This window comes from Halorubrum sp. Atlit-26R, from assembly GCF_003666015.1.
Lineage (GTDB): Archaea > Halobacteriota > Halobacteria > Halobacteriales > Haloferacaceae > Halorubrum.
This window is the reverse complement of record NZ_QPLT01000007.1, coordinates 15,967-39,232: the sequence shown is the minus strand read 5'-3', so window position 1 is coordinate 39,232 and position 23,266 is coordinate 15,967. Positions and strand designations below refer to the sequence as shown.

Annotated in this window: 24 protein-coding genes and 1 tRNA gene; 7 read left to right on the top strand and 18 right to left on the bottom strand. The window is 68.5% G+C overall.

All coding sequences use genetic code 11. From position 1 onward, the window contains the following. Nucleotides 1-86 precede the first annotated feature (86 nt). Nucleotides 87-161, top strand: a tRNA-Arg gene (locus DVK07_RS09230). 16 nt (nucleotides 162-177) lie between these two features. Here DVK07_RS09230 and DVK07_RS22070 read toward each other — a convergent pair. The 8 genes from DVK07_RS22070 to DVK07_RS09195 form a co-directional block, all read right to left on the bottom strand. Continuing rightward, complete coding sequence (locus DVK07_RS22070) at nucleotides 178-1,563, bottom strand: HEPN domain-containing protein (RefSeq protein WP_147441089.1); 1,386 nt, start codon at nucleotides 1,561-1,563, stop codon at nucleotides 178-180. 215 nt (nucleotides 1,564-1,778) lie between these two features. Continuing rightward, complete coding sequence (gene moaA, locus DVK07_RS09225) at nucleotides 1,779-2,783, bottom strand: GTP 3',8-cyclase MoaA (protein ID WP_121596780.1); 1,005 nt, start codon at nucleotides 2,781-2,783, stop codon at nucleotides 1,779-1,781. A gap of 126 nt (nucleotides 2,784-2,909) precedes the next feature. Continuing rightward, nucleotides 2,910-3,677 carry an MBL fold metallo-hydrolase gene (locus tag DVK07_RS09220; RefSeq protein WP_121596779.1) on the bottom strand — a complete coding sequence of 256 codons (768 nt, stop codon included), beginning with the start codon at nucleotides 3,675-3,677 and terminating at the stop codon, nucleotides 2,910-2,912. A 57-nt stretch (nucleotides 3,678-3,734) separates the two neighbouring features. Further along, nucleotides 3,735-4,160 carry a universal stress protein gene (locus tag DVK07_RS09215; RefSeq protein ID WP_121596778.1) on the bottom strand — a complete coding sequence of 142 codons (426 nt, stop codon included), beginning with the start codon at nucleotides 4,158-4,160 and terminating at the stop codon, nucleotides 3,735-3,737. Nucleotides 4,161-4,262: 102 nt separating this feature from the next. After that, nucleotides 4,263-4,820 carry a diadenylate cyclase gene (locus DVK07_RS09210; RefSeq protein ID WP_121596777.1) on the bottom strand — a complete coding sequence of 186 codons (558 nt, stop codon included), beginning with the start codon at nucleotides 4,818-4,820 and terminating at the stop codon, nucleotides 4,263-4,265. A 139-nt stretch (nucleotides 4,821-4,959) separates the two neighbouring features. Further along, nucleotides 4,960-5,868 (bottom strand): bisanhydrobacterioruberin hydratase, encoded by a 909-nt coding sequence (gene cruF / locus DVK07_RS09205; RefSeq protein ID WP_121596776.1) that lies wholly within the window; start codon nucleotides 5,866-5,868, stop codon nucleotides 4,960-4,962. After that, nucleotides 5,865-6,803 carry a prenyltransferase gene (locus DVK07_RS09200; protein WP_121596775.1) on the bottom strand — a complete coding sequence of 313 codons (939 nt, stop codon included), beginning with the start codon at nucleotides 6,801-6,803 and terminating at the stop codon, nucleotides 5,865-5,867. The genes cruF and DVK07_RS09200 overlap by 4 nt, the downstream gene beginning before the upstream one ends. Then, a complete protein-coding gene (locus DVK07_RS09195) occupies nucleotides 6,800-8,302 on the bottom strand; it encodes an NAD(P)/FAD-dependent oxidoreductase (RefSeq protein WP_121596774.1) in 1,503 nt (500 codons plus the stop codon). Before DVK07_RS09195 ends, DVK07_RS09200 begins: the two co-directional genes overlap by 4 nt. 90 nt (nucleotides 8,303-8,392) lie before the next feature. Between DVK07_RS09195 and DVK07_RS09190 the strand changes: the two genes are divergently transcribed. Then, nucleotides 8,393-9,181 carry an SDR family oxidoreductase gene (locus DVK07_RS09190; RefSeq protein ID WP_121596773.1) on the top strand — a complete coding sequence of 263 codons (789 nt, stop codon included), beginning with the start codon at nucleotides 8,393-8,395 and terminating at the stop codon, nucleotides 9,179-9,181. A 488-nt stretch (nucleotides 9,182-9,669) separates the two neighbouring features. Then, a complete protein-coding gene (locus DVK07_RS09185; RefSeq protein WP_121596772.1) occupies nucleotides 9,670-10,521 on the top strand; it encodes an SDR family oxidoreductase in 852 nt (283 codons plus the stop codon). Between the two features lie 48 nt (nucleotides 10,522-10,569). On the opposite strand, the gene thiE is transcribed toward DVK07_RS09185, so the two are convergent. Beyond that, a complete protein-coding gene (gene thiE / locus DVK07_RS09180; protein ID WP_121596771.1) occupies nucleotides 10,570-11,202 on the bottom strand; it encodes a thiamine phosphate synthase in 633 nt (210 codons plus the stop codon). 139 nt (nucleotides 11,203-11,341) lie between these two features. Between thiE and DVK07_RS09175 the strand changes: the two genes are divergently transcribed. The 3 genes from DVK07_RS09175 (at nucleotide 11,342) to DVK07_RS09165 (ending at nucleotide 13,679) form a co-directional block, all read left to right on the top strand. Then, on the top strand, nucleotides 11,342-11,644 hold the full coding sequence (locus DVK07_RS09175) for a hypothetical protein (RefSeq protein ID WP_121596770.1): 303 nt from the start codon (nucleotides 11,342-11,344) through the stop codon (nucleotides 11,642-11,644). Continuing rightward, nucleotides 11,645-12,157, top strand: coding sequence for a hypothetical protein (locus DVK07_RS09170; protein WP_121596769.1), 513 nt, complete (start codon nucleotides 11,645-11,647; stop codon nucleotides 12,155-12,157). It abuts the gene before it with no gap. A gap of 70 nt (nucleotides 12,158-12,227) precedes the next feature. Beyond that, nucleotides 12,228-13,679 (top strand): MATE family efflux transporter, encoded by a 1,452-nt coding sequence (locus tag DVK07_RS09165; protein WP_121596768.1) that lies wholly within the window; start codon nucleotides 12,228-12,230, stop codon nucleotides 13,677-13,679. An 81-nt stretch (nucleotides 13,680-13,760) separates the two neighbouring features. Here DVK07_RS09165 and DVK07_RS09160 read toward each other — a convergent pair whose 3' ends face one another. The 8 genes from DVK07_RS09160 to DVK07_RS09125 form a co-directional block, all read right to left on the bottom strand. Next, a complete protein-coding gene (locus tag DVK07_RS09160; protein ID WP_121596767.1) occupies nucleotides 13,761-14,621 on the bottom strand; it encodes a mechanosensitive ion channel family protein in 861 nt (286 codons plus the stop codon). 98 nt (nucleotides 14,622-14,719) lie between these two features. Further along, complete coding sequence (gene cofG / locus DVK07_RS09155; protein ID WP_121596766.1) at nucleotides 14,720-15,883, bottom strand: 7,8-didemethyl-8-hydroxy-5-deazariboflavin synthase subunit CofG; 1,164 nt, start codon at nucleotides 15,881-15,883, stop codon at nucleotides 14,720-14,722. A gap of 147 nt (nucleotides 15,884-16,030) precedes the next feature. Then, nucleotides 16,031-16,759, bottom strand: a complete 729-nt coding sequence (locus DVK07_RS09150) for a DUF6498-containing protein (RefSeq protein ID WP_121596765.1) — start codon at nucleotides 16,757-16,759, stop codon at nucleotides 16,031-16,033. A gap of 77 nt (nucleotides 16,760-16,836) precedes the next feature. Next, nucleotides 16,837-17,496 carry a 2-phospho-L-lactate guanylyltransferase gene (cofC, locus tag DVK07_RS09145; RefSeq protein WP_121596764.1) on the bottom strand — a complete coding sequence of 220 codons (660 nt, stop codon included), beginning with the start codon at nucleotides 17,494-17,496 and terminating at the stop codon, nucleotides 16,837-16,839. Between the two features lie 16 nt (nucleotides 17,497-17,512). Further along, entirely contained in the window at nucleotides 17,513-18,691 is a 1,179-nt protein-coding gene (locus tag DVK07_RS09140) for a tubulin/FtsZ family protein (RefSeq protein WP_199719455.1), read from the bottom strand. 124 nt (nucleotides 18,692-18,815) lie between these two features. Continuing rightward, nucleotides 18,816-19,712 carry a complex I NDUFA9 subunit family protein gene (locus DVK07_RS09135; RefSeq protein WP_121596762.1) on the bottom strand — a complete coding sequence of 299 codons (897 nt, stop codon included), beginning with the start codon at nucleotides 19,710-19,712 and terminating at the stop codon, nucleotides 18,816-18,818. Between the two features lie 98 nt (nucleotides 19,713-19,810). Continuing rightward, nucleotides 19,811-20,674, bottom strand: coding sequence for a universal stress protein (locus DVK07_RS09130; RefSeq protein WP_121596761.1), 864 nt, complete (start codon nucleotides 20,672-20,674; stop codon nucleotides 19,811-19,813). Nucleotides 20,675-20,721: 47 nt separating this feature from the next. Next, nucleotides 20,722-22,110, bottom strand: coding sequence for a hemolysin family protein (locus DVK07_RS09125; RefSeq protein ID WP_121596760.1), 1,389 nt, complete (start codon nucleotides 22,108-22,110; stop codon nucleotides 20,722-20,724). Between the two features lie 168 nt (nucleotides 22,111-22,278). Between DVK07_RS09125 and tmk the strand changes: the two genes are divergently transcribed. Further along, nucleotides 22,279-22,872, top strand: coding sequence for a dTMP kinase (gene tmk, locus DVK07_RS09120; protein ID WP_121596759.1), 594 nt, complete (start codon nucleotides 22,279-22,281; stop codon nucleotides 22,870-22,872). A 40-nt stretch (nucleotides 22,873-22,912) separates the two neighbouring features. Here tmk and DVK07_RS09115 read toward each other — a convergent pair whose 3' ends face one another. Then, nucleotides 22,913-23,236 (bottom strand): hypothetical protein, encoded by a 324-nt coding sequence (locus DVK07_RS09115; protein ID WP_121596758.1) that lies wholly within the window; start codon nucleotides 23,234-23,236, stop codon nucleotides 22,913-22,915. Between the last annotated feature and the right edge of the window lie 30 nt (nucleotides 23,237-23,266).

Below are 23,266 nucleotides of genomic sequence, written 5' to 3'. Positions count from 1 at the left end.
CCGCTCGCGGACTTAGGTCTGCTGTTGGCCCGCGGGCGGCGCGAACCGCGGGCGTTTTTTAGACTGGGGGGATCAGGAGTTGATGAGGGCACGTAGCTCAGCCCGGATAGAGCGTCGGACTTCTAATCCGATGGTCGTGGGTTCGAATCCCACCGTGCCCGTGCCGAATTCTGTACCTCAAATTAGATTCTCATACCTTTGACTAAGACGATCTTGAATTTGATCTTTATTTATTCCAATATCTATTAATATTAGAGACTCAAGTAATGCCTTGAGTACCTGTGAAAAATCAAATAATTTGGCAGTAGATACACCAGCATCACCTTCATGTGTTAGATTATTCCGCGCGTTTACGATTGGTCGAATATTTGATTCAAATTCCAGAGGGAGTTCCTCAAAGTCTTCAGTAACTCTTTGAACAAGTTCGTCCATACGTTTCGCCAGCGAGTACTCATTAGCATATTTGAAGCTTCCCTTCTTTAGATGCTGGCTGAAACTATTATCGAAATCAGATCGGACTGTCTCACATAATTCGTCATAATAATCCTCGAACTCCTCTGGGTCTACATATATCCCATCAAAGTTCTCGTTCCGTCTGTGATATACCTCGATGGACTGTACAAGAGAAAAGAACTCGTTATTAACATACATCCTATTATTATATCGGGTGGAAAAGTATAGATTCAGAGACTGGGAATATCTGTTCGAAATATCAAACCAGTTCTGTATGACTGATTCGTAATTATCAGAAATATCAGGAAGTATAAAATTGGTTTTGTATGGATGGATTTTTGAGGCCTCTTTTGGAGTTTCTTGCGGTGGGTAAAGAATCTCAATTTCTGTATCGCCATCAGTCCCAATACCAATCAATTGCTCGGCCCAACATTCTTCTCCTAATGCTAATGTGACAAAGTCTTCAATTTTCTTCACATAGTCTAATGAGACCTCATAGGGTTCAGCGCCCGATTGAAAGACGATCTCAAAAAAACACTTATCGGTTATTTCACCGCCACCACGCCGACGAAGATTAGTAGTAATGTTATTTTTTAGTTTGACAGTCCCTATCTCAACTTCTGCGTCAAGTGTTTCAAGCGTTTCCCCTTTAATTTCGAATGTATCCCCTACTTGTCCTTTTACTGGTCCCTTACCATCAGCTCTCTCTAAAACTGAACTGTCAAATGACGTAGCTGGCCGCTCTGCCCAAGCATCAATGAGATCGGATTTTATCTGTATGCGAGAAAATTCTATGGAATCTGTGAAGCAGTGACCGATTAGTAGCTCGTTAGCGATATACTGTTCTGTCTTTGCCCCACCAATTCCCGATGTCTTTGAGAGAGGACAGTCAATTAATGTAATATTTTCTTCTTCTGTTGTCTTTCCCAATATCCGATCGTAACGGGTAGCAGTGGAATCTGACTTGGGTATGTTTCCTTCTTTTTTTAGTGTACTAAGTAGTCGCAGCGTTATCCCTGTGTCCGGGTCATACTCAAGCGTCCCCGGAACTTTTCGATCTTCTGACTCTGGGGTCCACCAATATCCCTCAAATTCTCTACGGTCGAACATATTCCAGTATATTTAATTGTAGTTTATAAATGTATCTGAGGAATAATATGTTCGCGTATATTAATTTAATTCTAATATATTTAAATACATGATTCTATCTTAACCCACACAAGCAACAGTTAGAGAGGTCTATTGAAAAGCCGACACCATCGGCATTTCCGAACAGTTCGGAAGCTAGATTTCGACAGCGACTCACCAATCGTAAAATCCGACCCTCAATCCGCCGCGCTCGGCGTCCCGAGGTACTTCTCGTTCAGTTCGTACTCGCCGTCCTCGCCCTCGATCAGGTACTCGCCGTAGTAGGGCACGCGGTTCGCCACCACGTCCTCGAACGTCTCCGCTATCTCCTCGCGCGTCATCTCGCCCATCGAGCGGAGGTCGTCGTTGCGGTTGAGACAGCCCTTCAGGTACCCCTCGTGGGTGACGCGGACGCGGCCGCAGTTGGCGCAGAACTCCTCGTTCTCGACGGGGTCGACGATCTCGACCATGCCGCCCGTCTCGTCGTCGCTCGCCTCGCCGACGAAGTAGCGCTTCCGGTCGTGCATCTCGCGGTGCTCGACGCGGTCGGCCTTCTCGGCGAGCCAGTCGTGGACGCGCCCGATGTCGACGTTCCACTCGGGCTTGCCGGTCAGCTCCGGCATGTACTGGATGAGCTGGAGCTGGAGCCCCTCGTTGTCCGCGACGTGCTCGACCATCTCCTCGACGTAGCCCGCGGTGTGCGTGAACACGACCATGTTGAGCTTCACGGGGTCGAGCCCGGCGTCGACGGCGGCCTTCACGCCTTCGAGGACCTTCTCGTAGGCGCCCGACTTGGTCACCTCCGCGAAGTCGTCCGGGTCGAGCGCGTCCTGCGAGACGTTGACGCGGTCGAGCCCGGCGGCCTTCAGGTCCTCGGCGCGCCCGGGGAGGAACGTGCCGTTCGTCGTCATCGACACCTCCATCGAGTCGGGCGTGCGCTCGATGATCGCTTCGAGGTCCTGCCGGAGCATCGGCTCGCCGCCCGTGAACTTCACGGCGTCGACGCCGTACCCCTCGACGACCTCCAAGAAGCGGACCACGTCGTCGGCGCTCATCTCTTCGTCGCTCGGCTCCATCGGCCCGCGCGTGTCGCCTAACCCCTCGTTGTGACAGTAGACGCAGTCGAAGTTACACCGGTCGGTGAGCGAGATCCGCACCCCGGTCACCTCCCGTCCGAAGTCGTCCGCGAGTGGGCCGGCCATGGCGGAGAGAAGCGACTACGCGCGCTTAAATATCCGGGTCGAACGTGTGAGTGCGTAACACTCAGCGGTTACGTCGCGGCCGCGACGCGGTCGGCGGTCGGTTACGATTCCGGACTCGCCGCCCCCTCACAGCGACACGCGGAGCCCGTCGGTCGCGACGCGCACCTCGCCGTCGAACCCCGCGTCGCGGACGCTCTCTTCCATCTCGCGCTCGCGGCCGCCGGTGTGCGGGTAGAGGTGCGAGAGGAGGAGCGTCCCGATATCGGCGCCCGCGAGCGACTCGCCGAGGCTCGTCGGCGTCGGGTGGTTCGACACGTCGACGTCGTCCGGGAACGAGCAGTCGTGGACGAGGCAGTCGACGCCGTCCGCGAACCGTCCCATCCCCGCGAACGCCTCGGTGTCGCCCGAGAGCGCGAGCGGCCCGTCGCTGGCCTCGGCGTCCGAACTCGGCGGCGAGAAGCGGTAGGCGAACCCCTCCACCGAGTGGCGCGTCTCGCGCGCGGTCACGTCGAACCCCCCCGCGGCGAACGGGCGCGACGCCGACACCTCCCGGATCGCGAGGTCGATCCGGCCGTCGAGATAGTCGTGGACGTCGAGCAGGCCGTCGACGAGCGACTTCGTGCCCGCGGGGCCGACGACTTCGAGGTGCTCCTCGCCGGCGAGCCAGCGCGCCTTCAGGAGCGGGAGGAGCGCCGCGACGTGGTCGAGGTGGTGGTGCGTGAGGAGGACCGTCGAGACGCCCTCGTAGCCGGTTTCCGTGCCGGCGAGCCGCTGGAGGACGCCGCTGCCGCAGTCGACGAGCAGCGAGCGGTCGCCGTCGTCGAGGAGGTAGCCGGCCTGCGCGCGGTCGGGGACCGGCATCGCGCTGCCGGACCCGAGCACGGTGAGTTCCATGCGGACGGGTCGCGTCCGGATCCACCTGAACCCCGCGGCTTCAGTCGCGGACGGCCGTCACTTGATGAGGAACACCGGCACCGACGCGTCGTCGGCGACGCGGTCGGAGACGCTGCCGAGCGACCGGATCCGCTCGCGCGGCGACTTCCCCTCCGGGCTCATCACGATCACGTCGATGCCGGACTCGTCCGCGTACTCGACGATCTCCGTGTCCGGCGTGCCGTGCGCGACGTGGGTCTCGACGTCGAGGCCGGCCTCGCTCGCCGCGTCGGCGACCGCGTCGACCGCGCTTTCCCCCTGCGATTCGAGGTCCGCGACGACCTCCTCGTGGAGGTCCCCCGAGTTCGCGGTCGTGACCCGCTGGTCGACGACGTACAGCGCGTGGAGCGTCGCGTCGTGGTCCGTCCCGAGCCGGATCGCGTGGTCGAGCGCGCGGTCGACGGCCTCGCTCCCGTCGGTCGGCACCAGGATCTCGTCGTACATGTCTCGACGTTCGCGCGGCCGGGGCTTAACGGTGGGGCCTCGGTGTCGGCGTCCGGGAGCGCTTCCCGCCGCGCGCGGAGTCGGCGCCGGAGGCGGGGAGCGCTACTCGCCGCGCCAGCGGCCGCCGATCTCCTCGCGCCGCATGCTGTTCGCCTCGCCGTCGCGGAAGACGCTGACGCGCCCGGTCTCCTCGCTCAGCGTCACCGTCGCGACGACCTCCGGGCGGACGGAGGTCTCGATCGCGCTCATGTGGCGCGACCCCATCCACGGCTCGTAGCTCACGTCGTCGACGAGCTCTGCCTCCTCGTCGCGGGTGCCGAGGTCGCGGAACCGGACCATCTGGCTCTCGACCTCGCCGTCGACGGCGACGACGACGCCGCCGTCCTGCGCGACGCTCACCGACTCGGCGGCAGCCGAGAGCGCGTCCCCGTCGAAGACGGACGGACAGGTGTCCCGCGGCCAGCGGTTGTCGCCCATCGGGTCCGCGTACGCGCCGTAGTCGCTGTCGCCGATGACGGCGAAGTAGAGCCCCGGCCCCTTCACGTGCGGCTCCTCCCACCCGTCGAAGGAGACGCTGACGCCCTCGGCGCAGTAGGTCAGCCGGTCGACGACCTCGCGCACCCGGTCGTGGTCGCCGTAGTCGATGGCGAGGTCGCTCATCGCCGTCCGTCCTCCCTGTTCCGTCGTCCGCCGCGGTCGCAGCCGTCGGTCACGGTCGGGGAAACGAGACACCGGTATTTAAGCGCAACCGAGTCGGTCCGCGGCGACTCGCGAGCCGGACTCGCCGGGACTCCGACCCTCACGACCGGCGCCACTCGGTGAACAGGCTCGTGTCGAACCGGTCGGCGCGGACGAGGCCGGCGCCGAACGCGGCCGCGACCGCCGCGGGCAGGAGGTTCCCGAACCAGACGTTGATTCCGCCCCAGAGGATCACGAAGCTCACCATGTCGTCGAGCATGAACTCGCAGTCGCGGAGCCGCTCGCGGATCCCGGCCGCCGCGAACGCGCGGTCGAGCGTGACCACCGCGACGATCGCGGACAGCACCCAGCCGGCGTAGTTCGACAGCGGGACGCCGTAGAACGCGCCGCCGCCGAAGTCCCAGAAGCCGAGCGAGACGGCGCCGGGGTCTAAGACGACGTCCATCGCGACGACGACCGGGATCACCGTCGCCAGCCGGACCCACACGCTGTCGGCCCGCGGGCCGAGCAGCAGCAGGCAGAGCAGGTAGGCGTTGGTGACGAGCGGGATGAAGAAGACGGGGAGCGCGACCGGCACGCCCCCGAGCATCGGCCCGAGGTCGACGGTGTACGCGAACTCGCCGTACGGCCACCCGGTCGCGACCCCGACCCCCTCGATGAGGTACGTGTACGCGGTCAAGGCGCCGATCCAGCCGAGCGCCCGGCGGTCTATCGTCGGCAGCACGCCGACGACGAGCGGCGAGCGCATCACGATAACGCCGAACAGCACGAACCACGGGTGGAACGCGAACGGCTCGGGCACCCATCCCTCGGCGCTGCCGACGAGCGCGATCGCCCCCACGAGCGGGAAGACGACCGCGATGGTGAAGCGGTTCTCGCGGACGATCCGGTCCAGCAGCGCCTCCGCCTCGCGGCGCGTGTCCGGCGCGCGCTCGCGGAGCGCGTCGAGTCCGGAACTCGTCGCGGCGGCGGACGCTACCTCAGTCGACCCGCCGTCGCCGTCGGTCACGGCAGCGCCTCCCAGAGCGGGTACACCCGCCAGAGGCCGCCCATCGACAGCAGCGTGCCGACGACGGTGTTCAGCGCGGGGAACCACCAGTACGCGCGGTCGACCGAGACGGACGAGCGCGCGACCCACGCGACGAAGACGGGGTACACCCCGAGCAGCGCGCCGAGGCGGAAGTCGACGAGCCAGAACGCGGCCGCCGCGGCGGTCCACGCCGCGAAGCAGTACGCGTACGTGCGCCCCTCGCCGAGGAACGTCGCGGTCGTGTCGATCCCCGCCGCCCGGTCGGGCTCGATGTCCGGAATCGCCGAGAACGTGTGCATCCCCATCGTCCAGAGCCACGCGCCGGCGAGCGCCGCGAGCGGCGGGTGCGTCCCCGCGACGGTCGCGTACGCCGCCGCGCCCGGGAGCGCGTACAGCCCGTTCGACAGCGAGTCGAGGAACGGCGTCGTCTTGAAGCGGGCGGGCGGCGCGCTGTAGCCGACCGCCAGGACGAGGAAGCCGAGCAGGTACGGCCACGCGACCCGGGGCGTGATCGCGAGCGTCGCGAGTCCGAGCGCGCCGGACGCGACGACTGCGGCGATCACGAACCGGCTCCCCCGCCAGCGCGCCTCTCGGCCCTCCTTCTTGGGGTTCAGCTCGTCGATGTCGGCGTCGAACACGTCGTTGACGCCGTAGAGGAACACGTTGGCCGGAACGAGGAAGTAGAGCGCGAGCGCGACGGTGACGGGGGTGAACAGCCCGCTCACGGCGTCGATGCCGTAGGTGACGCCGACCGCGACCGGCCCGGCGAGGTAGAGCCAGAAGCGCGGCCGCGACAGCACCAGTAGGTACCGGAGCCCCTCGCGGCCGGTGCTGGCGGAGCGGTCCCGTTCCTCCGGGGCGGCTCGGTCGCCGTCGGTCGCGGATCGGTTCTGGTCGCTCACGGCGCTGATCACACGTCGTCGTCGGCCATCGCTTCCGCGGTCAGCCCCCCGCTGATGAGACACATCGGGACGCCGATGCCGGGCGTCGTCGTCGAGCCCGTGAAGTAGAGCCCGTCGACCGCGTCGGAGGTGTGGGGCGGGCGCAAAAGCGAGGTCTGCGTGAGCGTGTGCGCTAACCCGAGCGCGCTGCCCGCGTAGCTGTTGTACCGGTCCGCGAAGTCGTCGACCGAGAACGTCTCCTCGACGACGACCCGGCCGCGCAGGTCGGTGTCGGTGTTCGCCGCGATGTCGTCGATGACGAGGTCGCGGTAGCGGTTCCGGATCTCCGGGGTGTCGGCCAGCCCGGGCGCGATCGGCACCAAGGCGAAGAGGTTGCTGTGCCCCTCCGGTGCGACCGTGTCGTCGGTCTTCGAGGGGACGCAGAGGTAGTACGCGGGGTCGTCGGGCCACTCGGGATCGTCGAATATCTGCTCGAAGTGCTCGTCCCAGTCCGTCGGGAGGACGAGCGTGTGGTGTTCGAGGTTCGGCACGTCGCCCTCGACGCCGAGGTACAGCAGGAACGCGGAGGGCGCGTACGTCCGCGACTCCCAGTACTCCTCCGTGTACTGCCGCTTGTGCTCGGGCAGCAGCTCCTGCTCGGTGTGCGCGTAGTCGGCGTCGGAGACGACGCGGTCGGCGAGGTAGCGCTCGCCGTTCTCGGTGTCGACCGCGAACGCGCCGTAGCGCCCCTCGATGCCCGTCACCTCGGCGTCGGTGACGAACTCGACGCCGAGCTCCTCGGCGAGCTCGACGATGCCGTCGACGACGGCGCCGATCCCGCCGTCCGGGTAGTAGACGCCCATGTTGTAGTCGACGTGGCTCATCAGGTTGTACAGCGCCGGCGTGTTCGTCGGCGAGCCGCCGAGGAACACGAGCGTGTACTGCATCAGCTGCTGGAGCTTCGGGTGGTCGAAGTAGTCCTCGACGTGCCCCTGCATCTTGCCGAGCAGCGAGAGCCCCCACGAGTAGCGGAGCACGTCCTTGTCCACGTAGTCGCGCAGCCGCGGGCGGTCCTCGTACACGAAGTGCTCCATCCCGATCTCGTAGGTCCGCTGGGACTCCTCGAGGTACGCGTCGAACGCGTCGCCCGCGCCCGGCTCGTACGACTCGAATATCTCCCTGTTCTTCTCGCGGTCCGGCAGCACGTCGACCATGTCCCCGTCCTTCCAGAACACCCGATAGTGCGGGTCGAGCCGCTCAAGCTCGTAGAACTCGTCGGGCGACCGGCCGAAGTGGCCGAAGAAGCGCTCGAAGACGTCCGGCATCAGGTACCACGACGGCCCCATGTCGAACCGGAAGCCGTCGACTTCGAGCCGGCTGGCGCGGCCGCCGAGCTGCTCGTTCTTCTCCAGTAGGGTGACGTCCGCGCCGGCGTCCGCGAGGTAACAGGCCGTCGAGAGGCCGCCGAATCCGCCGCCGATAACGACGACGGACTCGCCGGCGACGCCGTCGATGTCCGGGACCACGTCCATGTGAGAACGTACGGACGGAATCGGTATAAATACCGGCCAGATGCGGCGAGTGGATACCACTAAGTCGCCGACGCGCGTACCGGTTTCCACATGGACCTGACGGTCGCGATCACCGGCGCAACGAGCGGGATCGGGAGAGCCGTCGCCGAGGCGTTCGTCGACGAGGGGGCGTTCGTCGCCGTCTCCGGCCGCGACGGCGCGGCCGTCGATCGGACCGTCGCGGCGCTGAACGGCGAGGGCGGCGAGTCGGGCGGCGGAGACGACGGCGCTGGCGGCGAGGGTGAGGACGGAGACGGGGGCCACGGCGACCCGGGGGGCGACGCGGACGCCGAGCGCGGCACCGCGTGGGGCGACCGCGTCGACGTGCGCGACGAGTTCGACCTCGAACGCTTCTTCGAGCGCGTCGCCCGCGAGGCCGGCCCGGTCGACGTCGTCTTCGCGAACGCCGGCGTGTTCCACGGCGCGCCGGGCGAGAGCCCGACGGACGAGCTCTCGTACGCCGACTACGACGACACGATGCGCACGAACGCGCGCGGCGTGTTCGCGACGATCACCGAGGCTGTCCCCCACCTCGCCGACGACGCGCGCGTCGTCGTCCCGTCGGGCGCGGTCGCGGCCGAGTCGAAGCCCGGGATGGGCGCGTACGCGGTGTCGAAGGCGGCCGCCGAGGCGGTCGCGCGCGGCTTCGCCGCGGACCTCGACGCGACCGTCGGGGTCGTCGACCCCGGCCTCGTCGCCACCGACCTCACCGGGAAGGAGCGCGCCCGCGACCCCGAGAGCGTCGCGCCGCTGTTCGTCTGGGCCGCCACCGAGGCGCCCGCCGAGGACCTGAACGGCGAGCGGTTGGGGCTTCGGGAGTGGAAGTCCGCGACGCGATAAGAGTGGATCGAGTCCGGGCCGGTGAATACCTCCGAAGCCCTAGCCGTTCATTTATAAGTGATTGCTGACGGAGCAACTGAAGATACCGCCAAAGCCCAGCCGCTCGCTTATAAATATCTGTTCGCAGATCGGCGGTGAACACCGCCAAAGCCCCAGCTGCGAGGACGCCGCACACTCGTTGCGCTCCTCGCTCGCGTTGCTCGCTGCGGTGCTTACGTCGTCTGCGGCGTCCTCGCAGCTGCCCCTTTGAGTCCCGCCCAGCACCGCAACAGCACCTCACACCTCCCCAGCCTCGTCGCTGGCGGCTGGCGCCGCCAGCGACTCCCTCGCGCGGGCGACTCGCGGCCTTCGGCCGCTCGTCGGCACGCGCCACCGCGTCGTTCATTTATAAATGATCGTCGCCGCCACTAATCGGCTTTTAAATACAGCCCCGTCGGTCTCGCGACGCGACCACCGAGAATTATCCCGCGGTCGGTCGAAGGGGGGGTATGCCACTCGCGGACCCCGACCTCTCGGGCTCGACGGCGTTCATCACCGGAACGACTCGCGGCATCGGCAAGCAGATCGCGCTCGCGCTCGCCGACCACGGGTGTAATATCGTCTCGACGGGCAAGACGACGGACGACGACGACTCCGAACTGGCGGGGTCGATCGAGCAGACCGCCCGCGAGGTGCGCGAGCGCGGCCCGGAGGCGCTCGCGCTCGAACTCGACCTCCGCGACGAAGAGCGCGTCGAGGCGGTCGTCGAGGAGTCCATCGATCGCTTCGGCGAGGTCGACATCGTGATCAACAACGCCAGCGCGATCCAGCTGGCGAACGTCGCCGACCTGCCGGCGGACCGGTTCGACCTCCTGACGGACGTGAACGTCCGCGGGACCCACCTCGTCGCGCACGCGTTCGCCGACCACCTCGCGGGGCTCGACGAGGCGTGGCTGCTGACGAACGCCCCGCCGGTCACGACCGACCGCTCGCCGGGCAAGGCGCCGTACGCCTGGTCGAAGCTCGGGATGTCGTTCGTCACGCTCTCGCTCGCCGAGGAGCTGGCGAGCGACGACGTGGGCTGTAACACCTTCTGGCCGGTGACGACGATCGACACCCGCGCGACGCGCTACTTCGGCCTCGGGACCGAGGACGACTGGCGCACTCCCGAGATCGTCTCCGACGCCGTCCTCGAGATCCTCGCGCGCGACCCCGCCGAGTGTACGGGCGAGAGCTTCTACGACGAGGCCCTGCTCCGCGAGGCTGGCGTCACCGACTTCTCCGAGTACAACCTCACCGAGGGCGACCCGGCACCGATGTCGGCGCGGCTGTTCGACCCCGAGTTCGAACGCGACTGGTGAGCGGGCCGGGCGCGCCGGTTCGGTCGGCGCCCCGCCGACGGGGCCGGGTCACCTCGTCACCGCCTCCCGGATCGCCGCGGTCGCCGCTTCCGGGTCCTCGGCGGCCGTGATCGCCGACAGGACCGCCACGCCGGTCGCGCCCGCCTCGACGACGGGCGCCGCGTTGTCGGCGTCGATCCCGCCGATCCCGATGACCGGGATCTCCACCGCCTCGGCGACCGCGGCGATCCGCTCGACGCCGATCCCGTCGCGGTCGCCGGACACGTCCTTCGATTCGGTGCCGTAGACGGCGCCGACGCCGAGGTAGTCCGCGCCGGCCGCCTCGGCCGCCTCGGCCCCCTCGATCGTCGAGGCCGAGACGCCGACGACGGCGTCCTCGCCGAGCTGCTCCCGAGCGACCGCGACCGGGAGGTCCGACTGGCCGAGGTGGACGCCGTCGGCGTCGACCGCGCTTGCGAGGTCGATCCGGTCGTTGACGACCAGGGGCACGCCGGCCTCGGCGGTCAGCTCGCGGAGCCGGAGCCCCGTCTCGTAGCGCTCCCGCGCGCTCGTCGCCTTGTCGCGGAGCTGGACGACGTCGACGCCGCCGTCGAGCGCGGCCGCGACGACCTCCGGGGTCTTCCTCCCCTTGGAGCGGCTCGCCGCCGTGACGAGGTACGTCCGCCACTCGTTGATATTCATATGTGGTACGCGTCGGTGGTTCGGTGAAAACGGTTGCGCTCCGAAGCCGGGTCACCGAGACGACTCCCTCGAACCGACCCCGAGGCTCACAGTGTACACACGCCAAGCGCTAAGTGGGTTGGCTCACGATGTACACACGATGAGCAGCGACAAGAAACGGGTCCAGTTTCGGGCGCCGCACCGTCTCATCGACCGGACCGACGCGCTCGCGGACGTGCTCGGGGAAGACCGGACGGACATCCTCGTGACGGCGCTGCGGGAGTACCTTCAGGAGGCCGCTCACGACGACGCACTCACCCAGGAGATCGCGGCGGCGTACTACGACGACGAGATCTCCTTCGAGCAGCTCAAGGCGCTCGTCGGCGCCGAGGAGGCCGCGAACCTTCGGGTACTGAAGCGGCAGTTGGACGAGGGGTTCGTCGACGAGGTCGCCGACGCGTAGATGTCCCGGCTCGTCGCGGACACGTCCGGTCTCGTGAGCCTTGGGATCGCCGCCGGCGACGATCCCGATCCCCTCTCGATCTGCGTGGGGCGGTACGAGGTCGTCGTTCCGTCGGTGGTCGTTGAAGAGCTCCGGGAGACTGCCTCGTACGACGACGCGCACGGTCGCGCCGCGGCCTCCGTCCTCGACCGAACCGAAGCGATCTCGGCCCGGTCGGTCGAACTCGACACTGAGTTTCCGCTCGACGACGGCGAGAACGCCGCCGTCGCCCTCTCGAACGACCTCGACGCCGCGCTGCTGCTCTGTGACGAGTTCAACCAGCTCGGCCTGATCCACGCGTCGCTCGCCGACACGCGGCTCGTCACGACGCCGACCCTCCTCTCCGCGTTCGTCCGAACAGACGCGCTCTCGCCTGCTGACGCGAGGACGGTCCTCGACGCGGTCGGCGACGCTCGCAGTTGGGACGCGAACAGCTACGTCCGGCGGGCTCGGTCCCTGCTCGAAGGGGGCTGACGCCGACCGACGGCTCCCCTCGTGACGCGGACAGACAGACACAAGCCGGCTCGCCCACTACGCCGGTCCAATGCTATCCCGGCTCCGGAACGGCGCCGCGCGCGTCGGCGAGGCGGTCGCCGGCGCGCTCGACCGGGCCGGCGTCATCGACCGGTCGCGGCTCGACGAGACGATGGGGCTCGCGTGGCCCCGGATCGTGACGGGCTTCGCGATCATGTCGAAGAACACCGTCGACCTCGCGGTGATCGGCTACGCGGTCGGCGTCTCGGCGGTCGCCGGGCTCGGGTACGCCTTCGCGTTCTGGCAGCTCGCGAAGTTCGTCTCCATTGGGCTCGCGGGCGGCACCGTCTCGCTGGTCTCGCAGAACTACGGCGGCGACGAGCGCGGGCGGGCGGGGCTCGTCGTGAAGCAGTCGCTGATCGTGGCCGCCCTGCTCGTCGCGCCGATCGTCGCGGGCTACGTTCTCGGCGCGGAGCGGCTGATCGGACTCGTGGGCGGCGACGGGGCGGCGCTGTCCGCGGGGACCACCTACCTCGCCGTCACGGCGCCCGCGCTCGCCTTCGAGTTCTTCAACATGATCGCCAGCCGGACGTACGCCGGCGTCGGCGACACCCGCACCCCGATGGTCGCGCGCGCCGGCGGCGCCCTGCTGAACGTCGTCCTCACAGTCTGGCTCGTCCTCGGGGCCGGACTGGGCGTGTTCGGGGCGGGGCTCGGCACCGCGGTCTCCATCGCCGCCGTCGGGCTCGTCCTCGCGTGGGGGATGACCGGTCGGTCCTACTTCGGCCGCGGCGCCTCCCCGGTCCCGGTCGGGCGTTCCGGCCCGTGGTTCGACGCCGGGCTGACCCGGCAGCTGCTCCGAGTCTCCGCGCCGCTGATCGCGCGGCGAGTGGCCGAGGGTGTCGTCGTCTTCCCCCTTCTCTGGGTCGCGTCGTCGTTCGGCGACGCGACGGTCGCCGCCTTGGAGGTCGGTCGCCGGGTGCGGGCCCTGCTCGGCAGCTTCAGCTGGGGCTTCTCGATCGCCGCGAGCACGCTCGTCGGCCAGCGGCTCGGCGCGGGCGAGGAGTCGCTCGCGACCGCCTACGGCCGCGACGTGATCGCCCTGTCAGCCGTCGTCTACGTCCTCGCGTCTGCCGCGGTGATCGCCGCCGCCACGCCGATCGCGGGCGTCTTCGTCGACGACCCGGCCGCGGTGAGCGCCACCGCCGCGTTCGTCATCGCGGCCGCGGTCTCGGCCGTGCCGCTCGGGATCGACGGCTCGGTCACGGGGTCGCTGCGCGGCGCGGGCGACACGCGCTGGCCCTTCGTCGCGTCGATGATCGGGCTGTACGCGTTCGCGCTCCCGGTCGCGCTCGTCGGTCTCGTCACGCCGCTCGGCGTCGGCGGCCTGTACGGGGCGCTGGTGGCCGAAAAGCTCGTGCCCGCCGGGCTGAACGGCTACCGGTTCCGGTCGAACCGCTGGCAGGCCGTCAGCCGGCAGTACCGGCCCGACGCGGGCGACGCGGAAGAAGAGGTCGGGTGACTCGGACCGACACGTCGGGTCCCGCGAGGGGTCGGAGCCTCGCGGGTTCCGGTCGTCGTCGGGCCGTCGGAGCCTCGCGCGCTACTCGCCGTCCGCGACCGATTCGAGGACCTCGACGCTCCCGGTGAGCTGCCGGTGGACGTACGGCATGTCGATGCCGGCGTCGTCGAACGCCTCCTTCACCGCGGTGACGTACTCGGAGCGCACGCGGACGAAGTCGCCGCGGTCGGGGTCGGCGATCCACCAGCGCGACTGGAGTCCGACCGCGGAGTCGCCGAGCTCGGTGACTCGGACGGAGACGCCCGGGTCGTCGAGGATCTCCTCGTGCGCCTCCGCCTTCTCGACGATGATGTCGGTCGCCTCCTCGATGTCGTCGTCGTAGCCGATCCCGAAGACGAACTTCTGTCGGAGCGTGTCGTAGGCGACGGGGTTCGTCACCGCGCTGTTCGCGAGGTCGCCGTTCGGCACCGTCACCAGCTCGTTGTCGAACGTCCGGACGCGCGAGACGCGCAGGTCGATATCCTCGACGCGGCCGGCGTTACCGCCCCACTCGATCCAGTCGCCGACCTGGAACGGCTTGTCCTTGAGGATGAACACGCCGGCGACGAAGTTGCCGAGGAGGTCCTGGGCCGCGAAGCCGACCGCGAGCGCGATGGCGCCGCCGAACACCGCGAACGCCGAGAGGAAGCTCCCGTAGCCGGCCACGGCGAAGCCGATCGCGATCGCGGCCACCCAGACGACGGCGTTGAGGACGTTCGTCCCGAGGCTCACCACCGCCTCGTCGAACCCGCGCGATCTGGCGACCCGTCTGAAACCCGGAACCAAGGCGAGCTTTCCGAGGAGCAACACGGCGACGAAGCCGGCGACGAACCGGAGCGCCGTCGTCGCGATCGCCGCCACGTCGACCGCGTTCGTGATCGCGTCGAGCTGTAATGGGTACATCGTCCACTCATTGACGCGACTATATAAAGAAGCTACTGGCAGCGCGGTTGTTTACGTCCGGTGTGACGGGCGGCTACGACGCGATGGACCGCGAGGACTCAGTCGCTCCGAACCGCGAGCGGCCCGTCGCCGCGCGCGACCGCGCGCAGCCGCCGGCCGTGGACGTCGTCCGCTGCGATCCGTTCCCGGACTGCCGGGGGGATCCACGCCTCGCGACCGTCGGGTTCGGGGGCGGGCTCGACGCCCGCGGGCCGGACGTCGTCCGGGAGGAACCGCGCGTACGTCGGGAGGCGTTCGCGCAGCGGGACGCCCCCCGCGTCCGCCACCGCCTCGAGTTCGCGGAGGTCCGGCCACTCGTAGGCGGGGTTGATGTAGTCGTCCGTCACGGGCGAGACGCCCCCGAGGTCGTCGATCCCGCAGTCGACGAGCTCGGCCGCCGGCGAGAGGTTCGGCGGCACCTGGACCGACACCTCCGGGGGAAGCGCCGCGCGGGCCATTGCGACGACCCGGCGCATCGTCGCGAGGTCCGGCTTCGGGAAGTCCGATCGCTCGTTGGGAACGACGTTCTGCACGATCACCTCCTGGACGTGACCGAACCGCTCGTGGAGCTCGCGGATCGCGAGAAGGCTCTCGGCGCGGTCGCGCCAGTCCTCCCCGATGCCGACGAGGATGCCGGTCGTGAACGGAACGCCCTGCCGCCCCGCGGCCCGGATCGTGTTGAGCCGCTGGCCGGGCGTCTTCCGTCGCCCCCCCGAGTGCGCGTCGACGTCCGCGGTCGTCTCCAGCATGACGCCCATCGAGGCGTTCACCTCGCGGAGGTCGGCGAACTGCGCCTCGGTCAGGTCACCGGGATTCGAGTGCGGGAGTAACCCCTCCTCCAAGGCGATCTCGCAGGCCCGGTAGAGGTACTCGTGTATCGAGTCGAACCCCCACTCCGCGAGCGTCTCGTGGACCTCGGTGTACCGCTCGTCGGGCTCGTCGCCGAAGGTGAACAGCGCCTCCGTACAGCCCGCGTCGGCGCCGACGCGGCACTGCTCGCGCACCTCCTCGGGCGACAGGAGCGACGCCTCGCCCGGCACGTCGTAGTAGGTGCAGTACGTACAGGTGTACCGGCACGCCGTGGTGAGCGGAATGAAGACGTTCCGCGCGAAGGTGAGCCGGTCGGCGGCCTCGACGTCGTCCGGGCGGACCGAGAGCAGCCGCTCGACCGCCCGCTCGTCGACCGCGACGTCGACGTCGTACTCGTCGGCCCCGGCGAACACGGGCGCTACTCGCGGTCGGCGTTTAAAAAGAATCGCGGTTGCGGATCCCCTCGAAGATACCGGATTCGGTTACGTCGCGGGTAGCGGGTGAGGCCGATCGCTCTCGTTTCGCCGGCCCGCTCTCGTTTCGCCGGAGTCGGTCGGCTTTCAGTATGACAGGCCCATCTCGAACCGGTCGTTTCGGAGCCAGACGCTCGCGGCGCCGATGGGGACGACGTACGCCAGCAGGATGAGGGTGTCCCCGTACGGGACGGCCGAGACCGACTCCACGTCGAGTACGAGGATCGTCGTGAACCCGATCGCGACGGTTATCGGTGCGATCACGTACAGCGCGATAACGAGCAGTCGGCCGATGGGACGGAGGGCGAGCTTGAGCGCGTCCGCCGGCGACCGGTCTCGGTACGATCCGTCGCCGAGGAACTGACGCCAGACCTGCGCCGCCTGCGACCCGCAGACGGCGGCTATCGTCAGGACGACCGACAGCGAGGACAGCGAGGAGAGGCCCAACTCGAACACCGACACAGCGATCAAAGCGAAGAAACAGAAGAAGCCGGCGCCGTTGAGCAGTTGCCTGGCGACCAGTCGGACGTTCCGCCTGTACAGCGGCGGGAGAAGAGGGAGTTCGATCGGATTCGGCGCTTCTCCCCACTTGTCGGCCTCACCGTCGTCGATCGGTTGCGCCGCGAACAGGGCGGCGGTCGCGAACAGGAGAATGGTGACCCCGATCTCGATCAGGTAGACGAGAATCAGCTCGTCGATGCTCCATCGGAAGAAGACGACACCGACGACGAGACAGAGATGCGTAACGAACACCGAGAGATCGTCTCGGGGGACGCCGAGCGTGTCCGCGACCGATTCTTCGCCTCGTGTCGACATTCGTTCTAGCGTACGGTAAGAATCTCATTCACTTGTCAATATCGGCGCGGAACGGCGGTTGACGAGCGGGCTGTCGATCACTCCCGAACGACCGCCACGCGCCCCTCCGACGCGTCGAGCGCGAAGCCGGCTTCGCGGAGCCACGCCGCCGCCCGCCCCTCGCCGTGGATCAGCACCTCCGCGAGGTCGTCGGGCTCGTCGACGTCGGTGCCGAGCCGGTGGGAGTCGACCGCGACGAAGTCAGCGCCGACCTCGGCCGCGATCCCGCGGTGATCGAGGTACGACGCGCCGTGGTAGTCCACCCGGAACTCGGGGTGCGAGGCGACGAACGCGTTCGTGCCGCCGCCGCGGCCCGGCGCGATAGCGACGTCGGCGTCCCGGCCGGCCTCGAAGAGCCGATCGAGCGCCGCTGGGGTCGCAAGCGCGAGGTCGGCCATCACGACGGCGACCGGCTCGGGGGAGCCGTCGGCCCCGGCGTCATCCTCGCCGTCTCCGCCCAGCCGCGCGTCCAGCGCCGCGTTCACGGCCGCCGTCAGCGGCCGGTCGTCGACCGTGACCGGCGGGTCGACGTCGACGGCGCCCGTCGCCAACACCGTCGGTTCACCGCCGGCCCCCTCGACCGCATCGAGCACGTCGTCGAGCATCGAGCGCGCGAACGCCGAGCGCTCGTCCGGCGAGAGGGCGGCGGAGAGCCGTGACTTCGGGCGGTCGGTCGAAAAGGGGACGATGACCTCCATCGCGGGGGACGGGGGCCTAGAACAGGGATTCCAGCTCGTCGCTGTCGTCGCTGACGAGCTCGTCGAGGTTGTCGTCGCTCTCCTCGCGGATCTCGTCGAGGTTGTCCTGCGCCTCGATGGCGACCTGCTGGAGCTCCTTGATCCGCGGGACGTTCGTGACGCCCGCGAGCAGGATGACGGTCGCGACGAAGCCGGCGCCGCGGTACGGGTAGTCCCCGCCCCGGACCTCCATCGAGCCGGTCTGCTCTTCGAGCCACTTCCGCCCGCGCTCGATGCCCTTCCGGTTGAGGTACTCCGGCGGGCCCGCGAGCACGAGCAGCGCGCGCTCCGCGCCTTCGATCTCACAGGGGAGCGTGAGCCGGCCGAGCGCCGCCTTCCGGACGAGGCTGGTGATCCGGTTCGTGGTGTGCGCGCTGTCGAGCTCGTCGTCGTCGCCGTCGTCTCGGAGCCGCGAGAGCAGGCCGCCCGAGGAGCGCTCCTCGACCTCCTCCTCCGCGTAGCCGACCGTGGAGACGCCGCCGCCGGAGAGCGTGTTGATGATCTCCGAGGAGTCGACGACGCTCTCGGCGACCTCCTGGCCCTGCTGGATCTCGCCGGCGCCGAAGAGGATACCGAACCGGCGGACGATCTCCTCGTTGATCTCCTCGTAGCCGCCCTGGACGGACTCGCCCGTCTTCCGCCAGGCGTCGTTGTCGAACACCATCAGGTTGTCCACCTCGCGGACGAACGTCTGGAACGAGCGGGCCGCGTTGAGGGTGTAGATTCCGCCCTCGTCGCTGCCCGGCAGGATCCCGAGCCCGTAGACGGGCTCGGTGTATATCCGCTTGAGGTGTTTCGCGAGCACCGGCGCACCGCCGGAGCCGGTCCCGCCGCCGAGCCCGGCGACGACGAGGAAGGCGTCGACCTCGTGGACCGGGATCGAGTCGATCGCCCCCTGGACCTCGTCGATGTCCTCCTCGGCGATCTCCGCGCCCAGCTCGTTGTCAGCGCCGACGCCGTGGCCCTTCACGCGCGACTGGCCGATGAGGACGCGCTGGTCCTCGGCGATGTGTTCGAGCCCCATGAGGTCCGCCTTCGCCGTGTTGACGGCCGCCGCGGCCCGAACGATCTCGGAGCCCGTCCGCTTGTCGTACTCCAAGAACTTGTCGACGACTTTGCCCCCCGCCTGTCCGAATCCGATCATTGCGAGTTTCATCGTGTGCTCCCTCCGCGTTTGAACTGAACAGAACGTGATCTCGTATATAAGCCTTCGGTTGCGGTTACCAGCGTTGAGATTAGGGCAGTTGACACGTTCGAGTCGCCGGTGACCGGTGTGTCAGTCATCGGACCCCGAGGTGCTCGCCGAGCGTGGTCAGTTCGGCCGGGTCGACGCCGAACGCGCCGACGTCGTTGTCGGCGGTCGTGTTGTCGAACTTCAGCGAGCGGTACTGGTCCGCGCCCATCGGGAACCCGGGCACCGCGCCGAGGACCGAGAGGCCGATCTTCGCGAGCGGCATCGGCAGCGGGACGATGGTGACGCCCTTCTTCTCCGCCTCGTAGACGAGGTCCGTCACCTGCCGGAGCGTGAGCACCTCCGGGCCGCCGACCTCGTACGTCTCGCCGACGTGCTCGCCGTCGGTCACCGCGGCGGCGATCATCGGCACGAGGTCCTCGACGTGGATCGGCTGGAACCGCGTCTTTCCGCCGCCCGGAAGCGGGTACAGCGGGACGCCCGGCGCGAACATCCCTTTCAGCCGCTTGGTGAACGAGACGAACTCCCCGCCCTCGCCGAAGACGACCGAGGGGCGGAAGATCGTCCAGTCGAGGCCGCTCTCGCGGACGATCTCCTCGGCCTCGCCCTTCGCGCGGATGTAGGCGGTGTCGCCGTTCGGGTCCGCGCCGAGCGCGCTCAGCTGGACGAAGCCGTCGACCCCGCCGTCCTCGGCCGCCCGGACGAGGTTCTCGGTCCCGCCGCGGTGGATCCGGTCGTGCATCCGGTTACCGCCGTCCGGTTCGAACAGCGGCGAGAGCGCGACCAAGTTCACGACCGCGTCGTGGCCGTCGACGGCCGACGCGATGGAGTCGTAGTCGGTCACGTCGCCGGTGACGCCCGTCACGCCGTCCGGCGTCTCCTCGGGCGAGCGGGAGAGCGCGGTCACCGCGTGGCCGTCGTCCGCGAGCGCGCGGCAGAGGTACGACCCGATGAACCCGGTCCCGCCGGCTACCAACACTTTCATGCGAGCCATATCGCGTGGAAGCCCCGTAAACCTACCGCGGCGTCAGACGCTCTGGAAATTCGACGTATCGGCGGCCGACGTCGACGGGAACGGCCGGACTACTCCTCCTCGGGAACCGGGACCGTCAGCACCGGGACGGGGGCCGTCCGGAGGGTGCGCTCGGCGACGCTCCCCAGCAGGTACCGCCCCACGCCGGTCCGGCCGTGCGTCCCCATCGCCACGAGGTCGACGCCGGGGTCGTCGACGTACGCCCGGATCCCGCGCGCGGCCGAAGAGGCGACCTCGACGGCGCCGACCGCCTCCAACCCGGCGTCCTCGACGCGCTCGACGCCCTCTGCGACCGCGTCGTCGGCGTACTCCGAGAGGGCGTCGACCTCGACGTGGTCCCCGATACCGATCCCGCCGGTGTCGACGACGGAGAGGACGTGGACCGTCGCGCCCGCCCGCTCCGCGATCGGGAGCGCCCGATCGAGCGCGGCGGTCGCGGCCGGGCTCCCGTCGGTCGGCACCAGGACGTCCTCGTACGGATACGGGACGGTCTCGTCGCCCGGACGGAGCGCCAACACCGGCACCGGCGACTGCCGGACGACGCGCTCGGTCGTGCTGCCGACGAGGTGTTCGACCCCCTGTCGGCCCCGCGTCGACATCGCGACGAGGTCGGCGTCGACCTCCTCGGCGTACGCGGCGACCGTCTCGGGGACGCCGCCCTGTCGGACTGCCGTCTCCGCGTCGACGCCGCGGTCCGCGGCCCGGGCCGCCGCCTCCTCGACGATCGACTCGCCCTCCTGTTCCAGCACGTCGACCACGTCGCCGCCGATCCGGGTCACGCTGTCGCGGGTCGTGTCCGCGACGTGGAGGAGGTGGACCGTCGCACCGTGGTCGGCGGCGATCGCCAAGGTGTGCTCGAAGGCCGCCGCGGCCGCGTCGCTGCCGTCGGTGGGAACGCAGATCCGGTCGAACATACGCGACCGGTCTCGCGCAGGGGTGAAAAACGCTCGCGTCGTCGCCGTCACGCAGCGTCGCCGGCTGACGACCCCTCGCCGCCGGCGGCGTCGCCCGACTCGTCCGGGCCGTCGCGCCGCGTGACGCGCACCGTCGAGATGCGCGCGCCGTCGACCGCGGTGACCTCGAAGGCGTACGCCTCGGTCTCCGCGACGTCTCCGACCTCGGGCGAGCGCCCGATGCGGTCGAGGACGAACCCGCCAAGCGTCTCGTAGCCGTCGCCGCTGAGGTCGGTGCCGAGCGCGTCGTTGACGTCGACGAGCGCGACCGAGCCGTCGGCCTCGTGCGTCCGGTCGCCGGTCCGCCGGATCGTGTGCCGGCCGTCGGCCACGTCGAACTCGTCGCGGAGGTCGCCGACGAGCGCCTCCGCGACGTCCTCGATCGTGGCGATCCCCTCGAAGGCGCCCCACTCGTCGATCACCGCCGCCATCTGCCGGCGCTCGTCGCGGAACTGGACGAGGAGGTCGCTCGCGCTCGTCGTCTCCGGGACGACGAGGATCTCCCGGGCGAGGTCCGCCGCGGTCGGGCCGTCTGCGTCGCCGGCGTCGCCGTCGGCCGCCTCGGTCGCGCGCAACACGTCCTTCACGTCGACGAAGCCGACGACGCGGTCGGCGTCGTCGCGGTCGACGACCGGGTAGCGAGTGTGGCCCGCGTCGAGGACCGTCTCGCGGATCGCCGAGAGCGACGCGTCCGCGGGCAGCGAGACGACGTCCGGGCGGGGGACCATCAGCTCGCGGGCCGCGGTGTCGTCGAGCTCGAAGACGCCCTCTATCATCGCCACCTCCGACTCGTCGACGTGACCGGCCTCGCCCGCGCGGGCCAGCACGCGACGGATCTCCCGCTCTTCGAGCGTCTCGTCGCTCTCCGAGGCGGGCGGCACGCCGATCAGGCTCGTGAAGGCGTTCGCGGTGCCGTTGAACACCGCGATTCCGGGCGAGAAGATCAGGTACGAGAGCTTCATCGGCGGCGCGAGCAGAAGCGAGATCCGCTCGGCCTGCGCGATGGCGATCGTCTTCGGCGCGAGCTCGCCGAAGACGACGTGGAGGAAGGTGATGAAGGAGAACCCGATCGCGAACGCGACGAGGTGGACCAGCCCCTCGGGCAGGAGCGGGCCGAGGACGGGCTCGATGAGCGCCGCGACCGCGGGCTCGCCGATCCACCCCAGCCCGAGCGACGCGAGCGTGATCCCGAGCTGCGTCGCCGCGAGGTAGTCGTCGAGGTTGGTCATCACCTCCTGGAGCGTCTCCGCGCCCGCCTTCCCCTCCTCGACCAGCTGATCGACCGAGGTAGCCCGGATCCTGACGAACGCGAACTCCGAGGCGACGAAGAAGCCGTTCAGGGCCACCAACGCGAGGGCGGCCGCCACCCGCGAGAGCGAGACGGCGACCGCTACCATCCGTTCCCTCCGGGCCCGCGAGCGGCTGGCGGATTATCGGCCATGACCCCCGTTCGAGGAGGGGTCACTAAAAAGGGCCGTCGGGCGGGCCCGCGCTCGGACCGAGGGAGGCCCGGACGCCCGGACCGGACCCGCGCCGTTTATTCCTCGCCGCGGCGGAACGCCACCATGCTGATCACGCTGGAGGGGCTCGACGGCAGCGGCAAGACGACGGTCTGGGAGGCGCTCCAGGACGTGTACCCCGACGCGACGTTCACCCGCGAACCCACCGACAGCTGGTACGGGGAGGCGGTGGGACGCTCGATGGGCGACCCGGACGCCGACCCGCTCGCGGAGCTGTTCTTGTACACCGCCGACCACGCGAACCACCTCTCGGAGACGGTGCGGCCGGCGCTCGCGGACGGCGACCTGGTGATCTCCGACCGCTACTCGGACTCGCGGTTCGCCTACCAGGGGGCGACGCTCGCGCGCGCCGACGCCGGGATCGAGCGCCCGCTGGAGTACGTCCGCGGGATCCACGCCGCCTTCTCGCGGCCGCCGGACGCGACGATCTACCTCGATTTAGACCCGAAGACCGCGGCCGAGCGCGCCGGCCGGACCGACAAGTTCGAGCGCGACGGCTACCTCGCCGCCGTGCGCGACAACTACGAGCGCCTGATCGACGCCGACCCGGGCCGATTCCACCGCGTCGACGCCACGCGCGCGCCGGAGGACGTGGTCGCCCGGGTCGAGGAGATAGTCGCCGACTTGGTCGACCGCTGACGCCGTCTCGTTCGAGGGTTTCAGCGGGTATCCGGAGTTCTCAGCGCGTGTCCGGCAGCTCGTACTCATCGGGCGACGGGACGTAGAGGTAGTCGATCGCGACGCCGAGCACCAGCGGGAGCGCGACGAGCAGCGCCAGCAGGATGGTCGAGCTCCCGACGTCGATCCCGGTTCCCACGCCGAGCGCGCCCGTGAAGACGATCGTCGAGACGAGCAACAGCAGGGGAGTCAACACGAGGGTGTACACGACCGACCCCCACGACGTCGAGAGCTGAATCCGGAAGAACCGGGTCGCGACCCCGGCGAGGAACGTGTGGAACGCCATCAAGGCGAGGAGGCTACCGAACCCGAACAGCGCGAGCATGGTCGCCGTACGGGCCGCCGACACTTCCCC

Bases quoted from the DNA above. Each gene is read 5' to 3' on its own strand.
- DVK07_RS09150 (WP_121596765.1), bottom strand. From the start codon at position 16,759: ATGTCGACACGAGGCGAAGAATCGGTCGCGGACACGCTCGGCGTCCCC.
- DVK07_RS09190 (WP_121596773.1), top strand. From the start codon at position 8,393: ATGGACCTGACGGTCGCGATCACCGGCGCAACGAGCGGGATCGGGAGA.
- DVK07_RS09220 (WP_121596779.1), bottom strand. From the start codon at position 3,677: ATGGAACTCACCGTGCTCGGGTCCGGCAGCGCGATGCCGGTCCCCGAC.
- DVK07_RS09170 (WP_121596769.1), top strand. From the start codon at position 11,645: ATGTCCCGGCTCGTCGCGGACACGTCCGGTCTCGTGAGCCTTGGGATC.
- thiE (WP_121596771.1), bottom strand. From the start codon at position 11,202: ATGAATATCAACGAGTGGCGGACGTACCTCGTCACGGCGGCGAGCCGC.
- DVK07_RS09115 (WP_121596758.1), bottom strand. From the start codon at position 23,236: ATGCTCGCGCTGTTCGGGTTCGGTAGCCTCCTCGCCTTGATGGCGTTC.
- DVK07_RS09140 (WP_199719455.1), bottom strand. From the start codon at position 18,691: ATGAAACTCGCAATGATCGGATTCGGACAGGCGGGGGGCAAAGTCGTC.
- DVK07_RS09175 (WP_121596770.1), top strand. From the start codon at position 11,342: ATGAGCAGCGACAAGAAACGGGTCCAGTTTCGGGCGCCGCACCGTCTC.
- DVK07_RS22070 (WP_147441089.1), bottom strand. From the start codon at position 1,563: ATGTTCGACCGTAGAGAATTTGAGGGATATTGGTGGACCCCAGAGTCA.
- tmk (WP_121596759.1), top strand. From the start codon at position 22,279: ATGCTGATCACGCTGGAGGGGCTCGACGGCAGCGGCAAGACGACGGTC.
- DVK07_RS09185 (WP_121596772.1), top strand. From the start codon at position 9,670: ATGCCACTCGCGGACCCCGACCTCTCGGGCTCGACGGCGTTCATCACC.
- moaA (WP_121596780.1), bottom strand. From the start codon at position 2,783: ATGGCCGGCCCACTCGCGGACGACTTCGGACGGGAGGTGACCGGGGTG.
- DVK07_RS09130 (WP_121596761.1), bottom strand. From the start codon at position 20,674: ATGTTCGACCGGATCTGCGTTCCCACCGACGGCAGCGACGCGGCCGCG.
- DVK07_RS09165 (WP_121596768.1), top strand. From the start codon at position 12,228: ATGCTATCCCGGCTCCGGAACGGCGCCGCGCGCGTCGGCGAGGCGGTC.
- DVK07_RS09195 (WP_121596774.1), bottom strand. From the start codon at position 8,302: ATGGACGTGGTCCCGGACATCGACGGCGTCGCCGGCGAGTCCGTCGTC.
- DVK07_RS09160 (WP_121596767.1), bottom strand. From the start codon at position 14,621: ATGTACCCATTACAGCTCGACGCGATCACGAACGCGGTCGACGTGGCG.
- DVK07_RS09125 (WP_121596760.1), bottom strand. From the start codon at position 22,110: ATGGTAGCGGTCGCCGTCTCGCTCTCGCGGGTGGCGGCCGCCCTCGCG.
- DVK07_RS09215 (WP_121596778.1), bottom strand. From the start codon at position 4,160: ATGTACGACGAGATCCTGGTGCCGACCGACGGGAGCGAGGCCGTCGAC.
- DVK07_RS09210 (WP_121596777.1), bottom strand. From the start codon at position 4,820: ATGAGCGACCTCGCCATCGACTACGGCGACCACGACCGGGTGCGCGAG.
- DVK07_RS09135 (WP_121596762.1), bottom strand. From the start codon at position 19,712: ATGAAAGTGTTGGTAGCCGGCGGGACCGGGTTCATCGGGTCGTACCTC.
- cofC (WP_121596764.1), bottom strand. From the start codon at position 17,496: ATGGAGGTCATCGTCCCCTTTTCGACCGACCGCCCGAAGTCACGGCTC.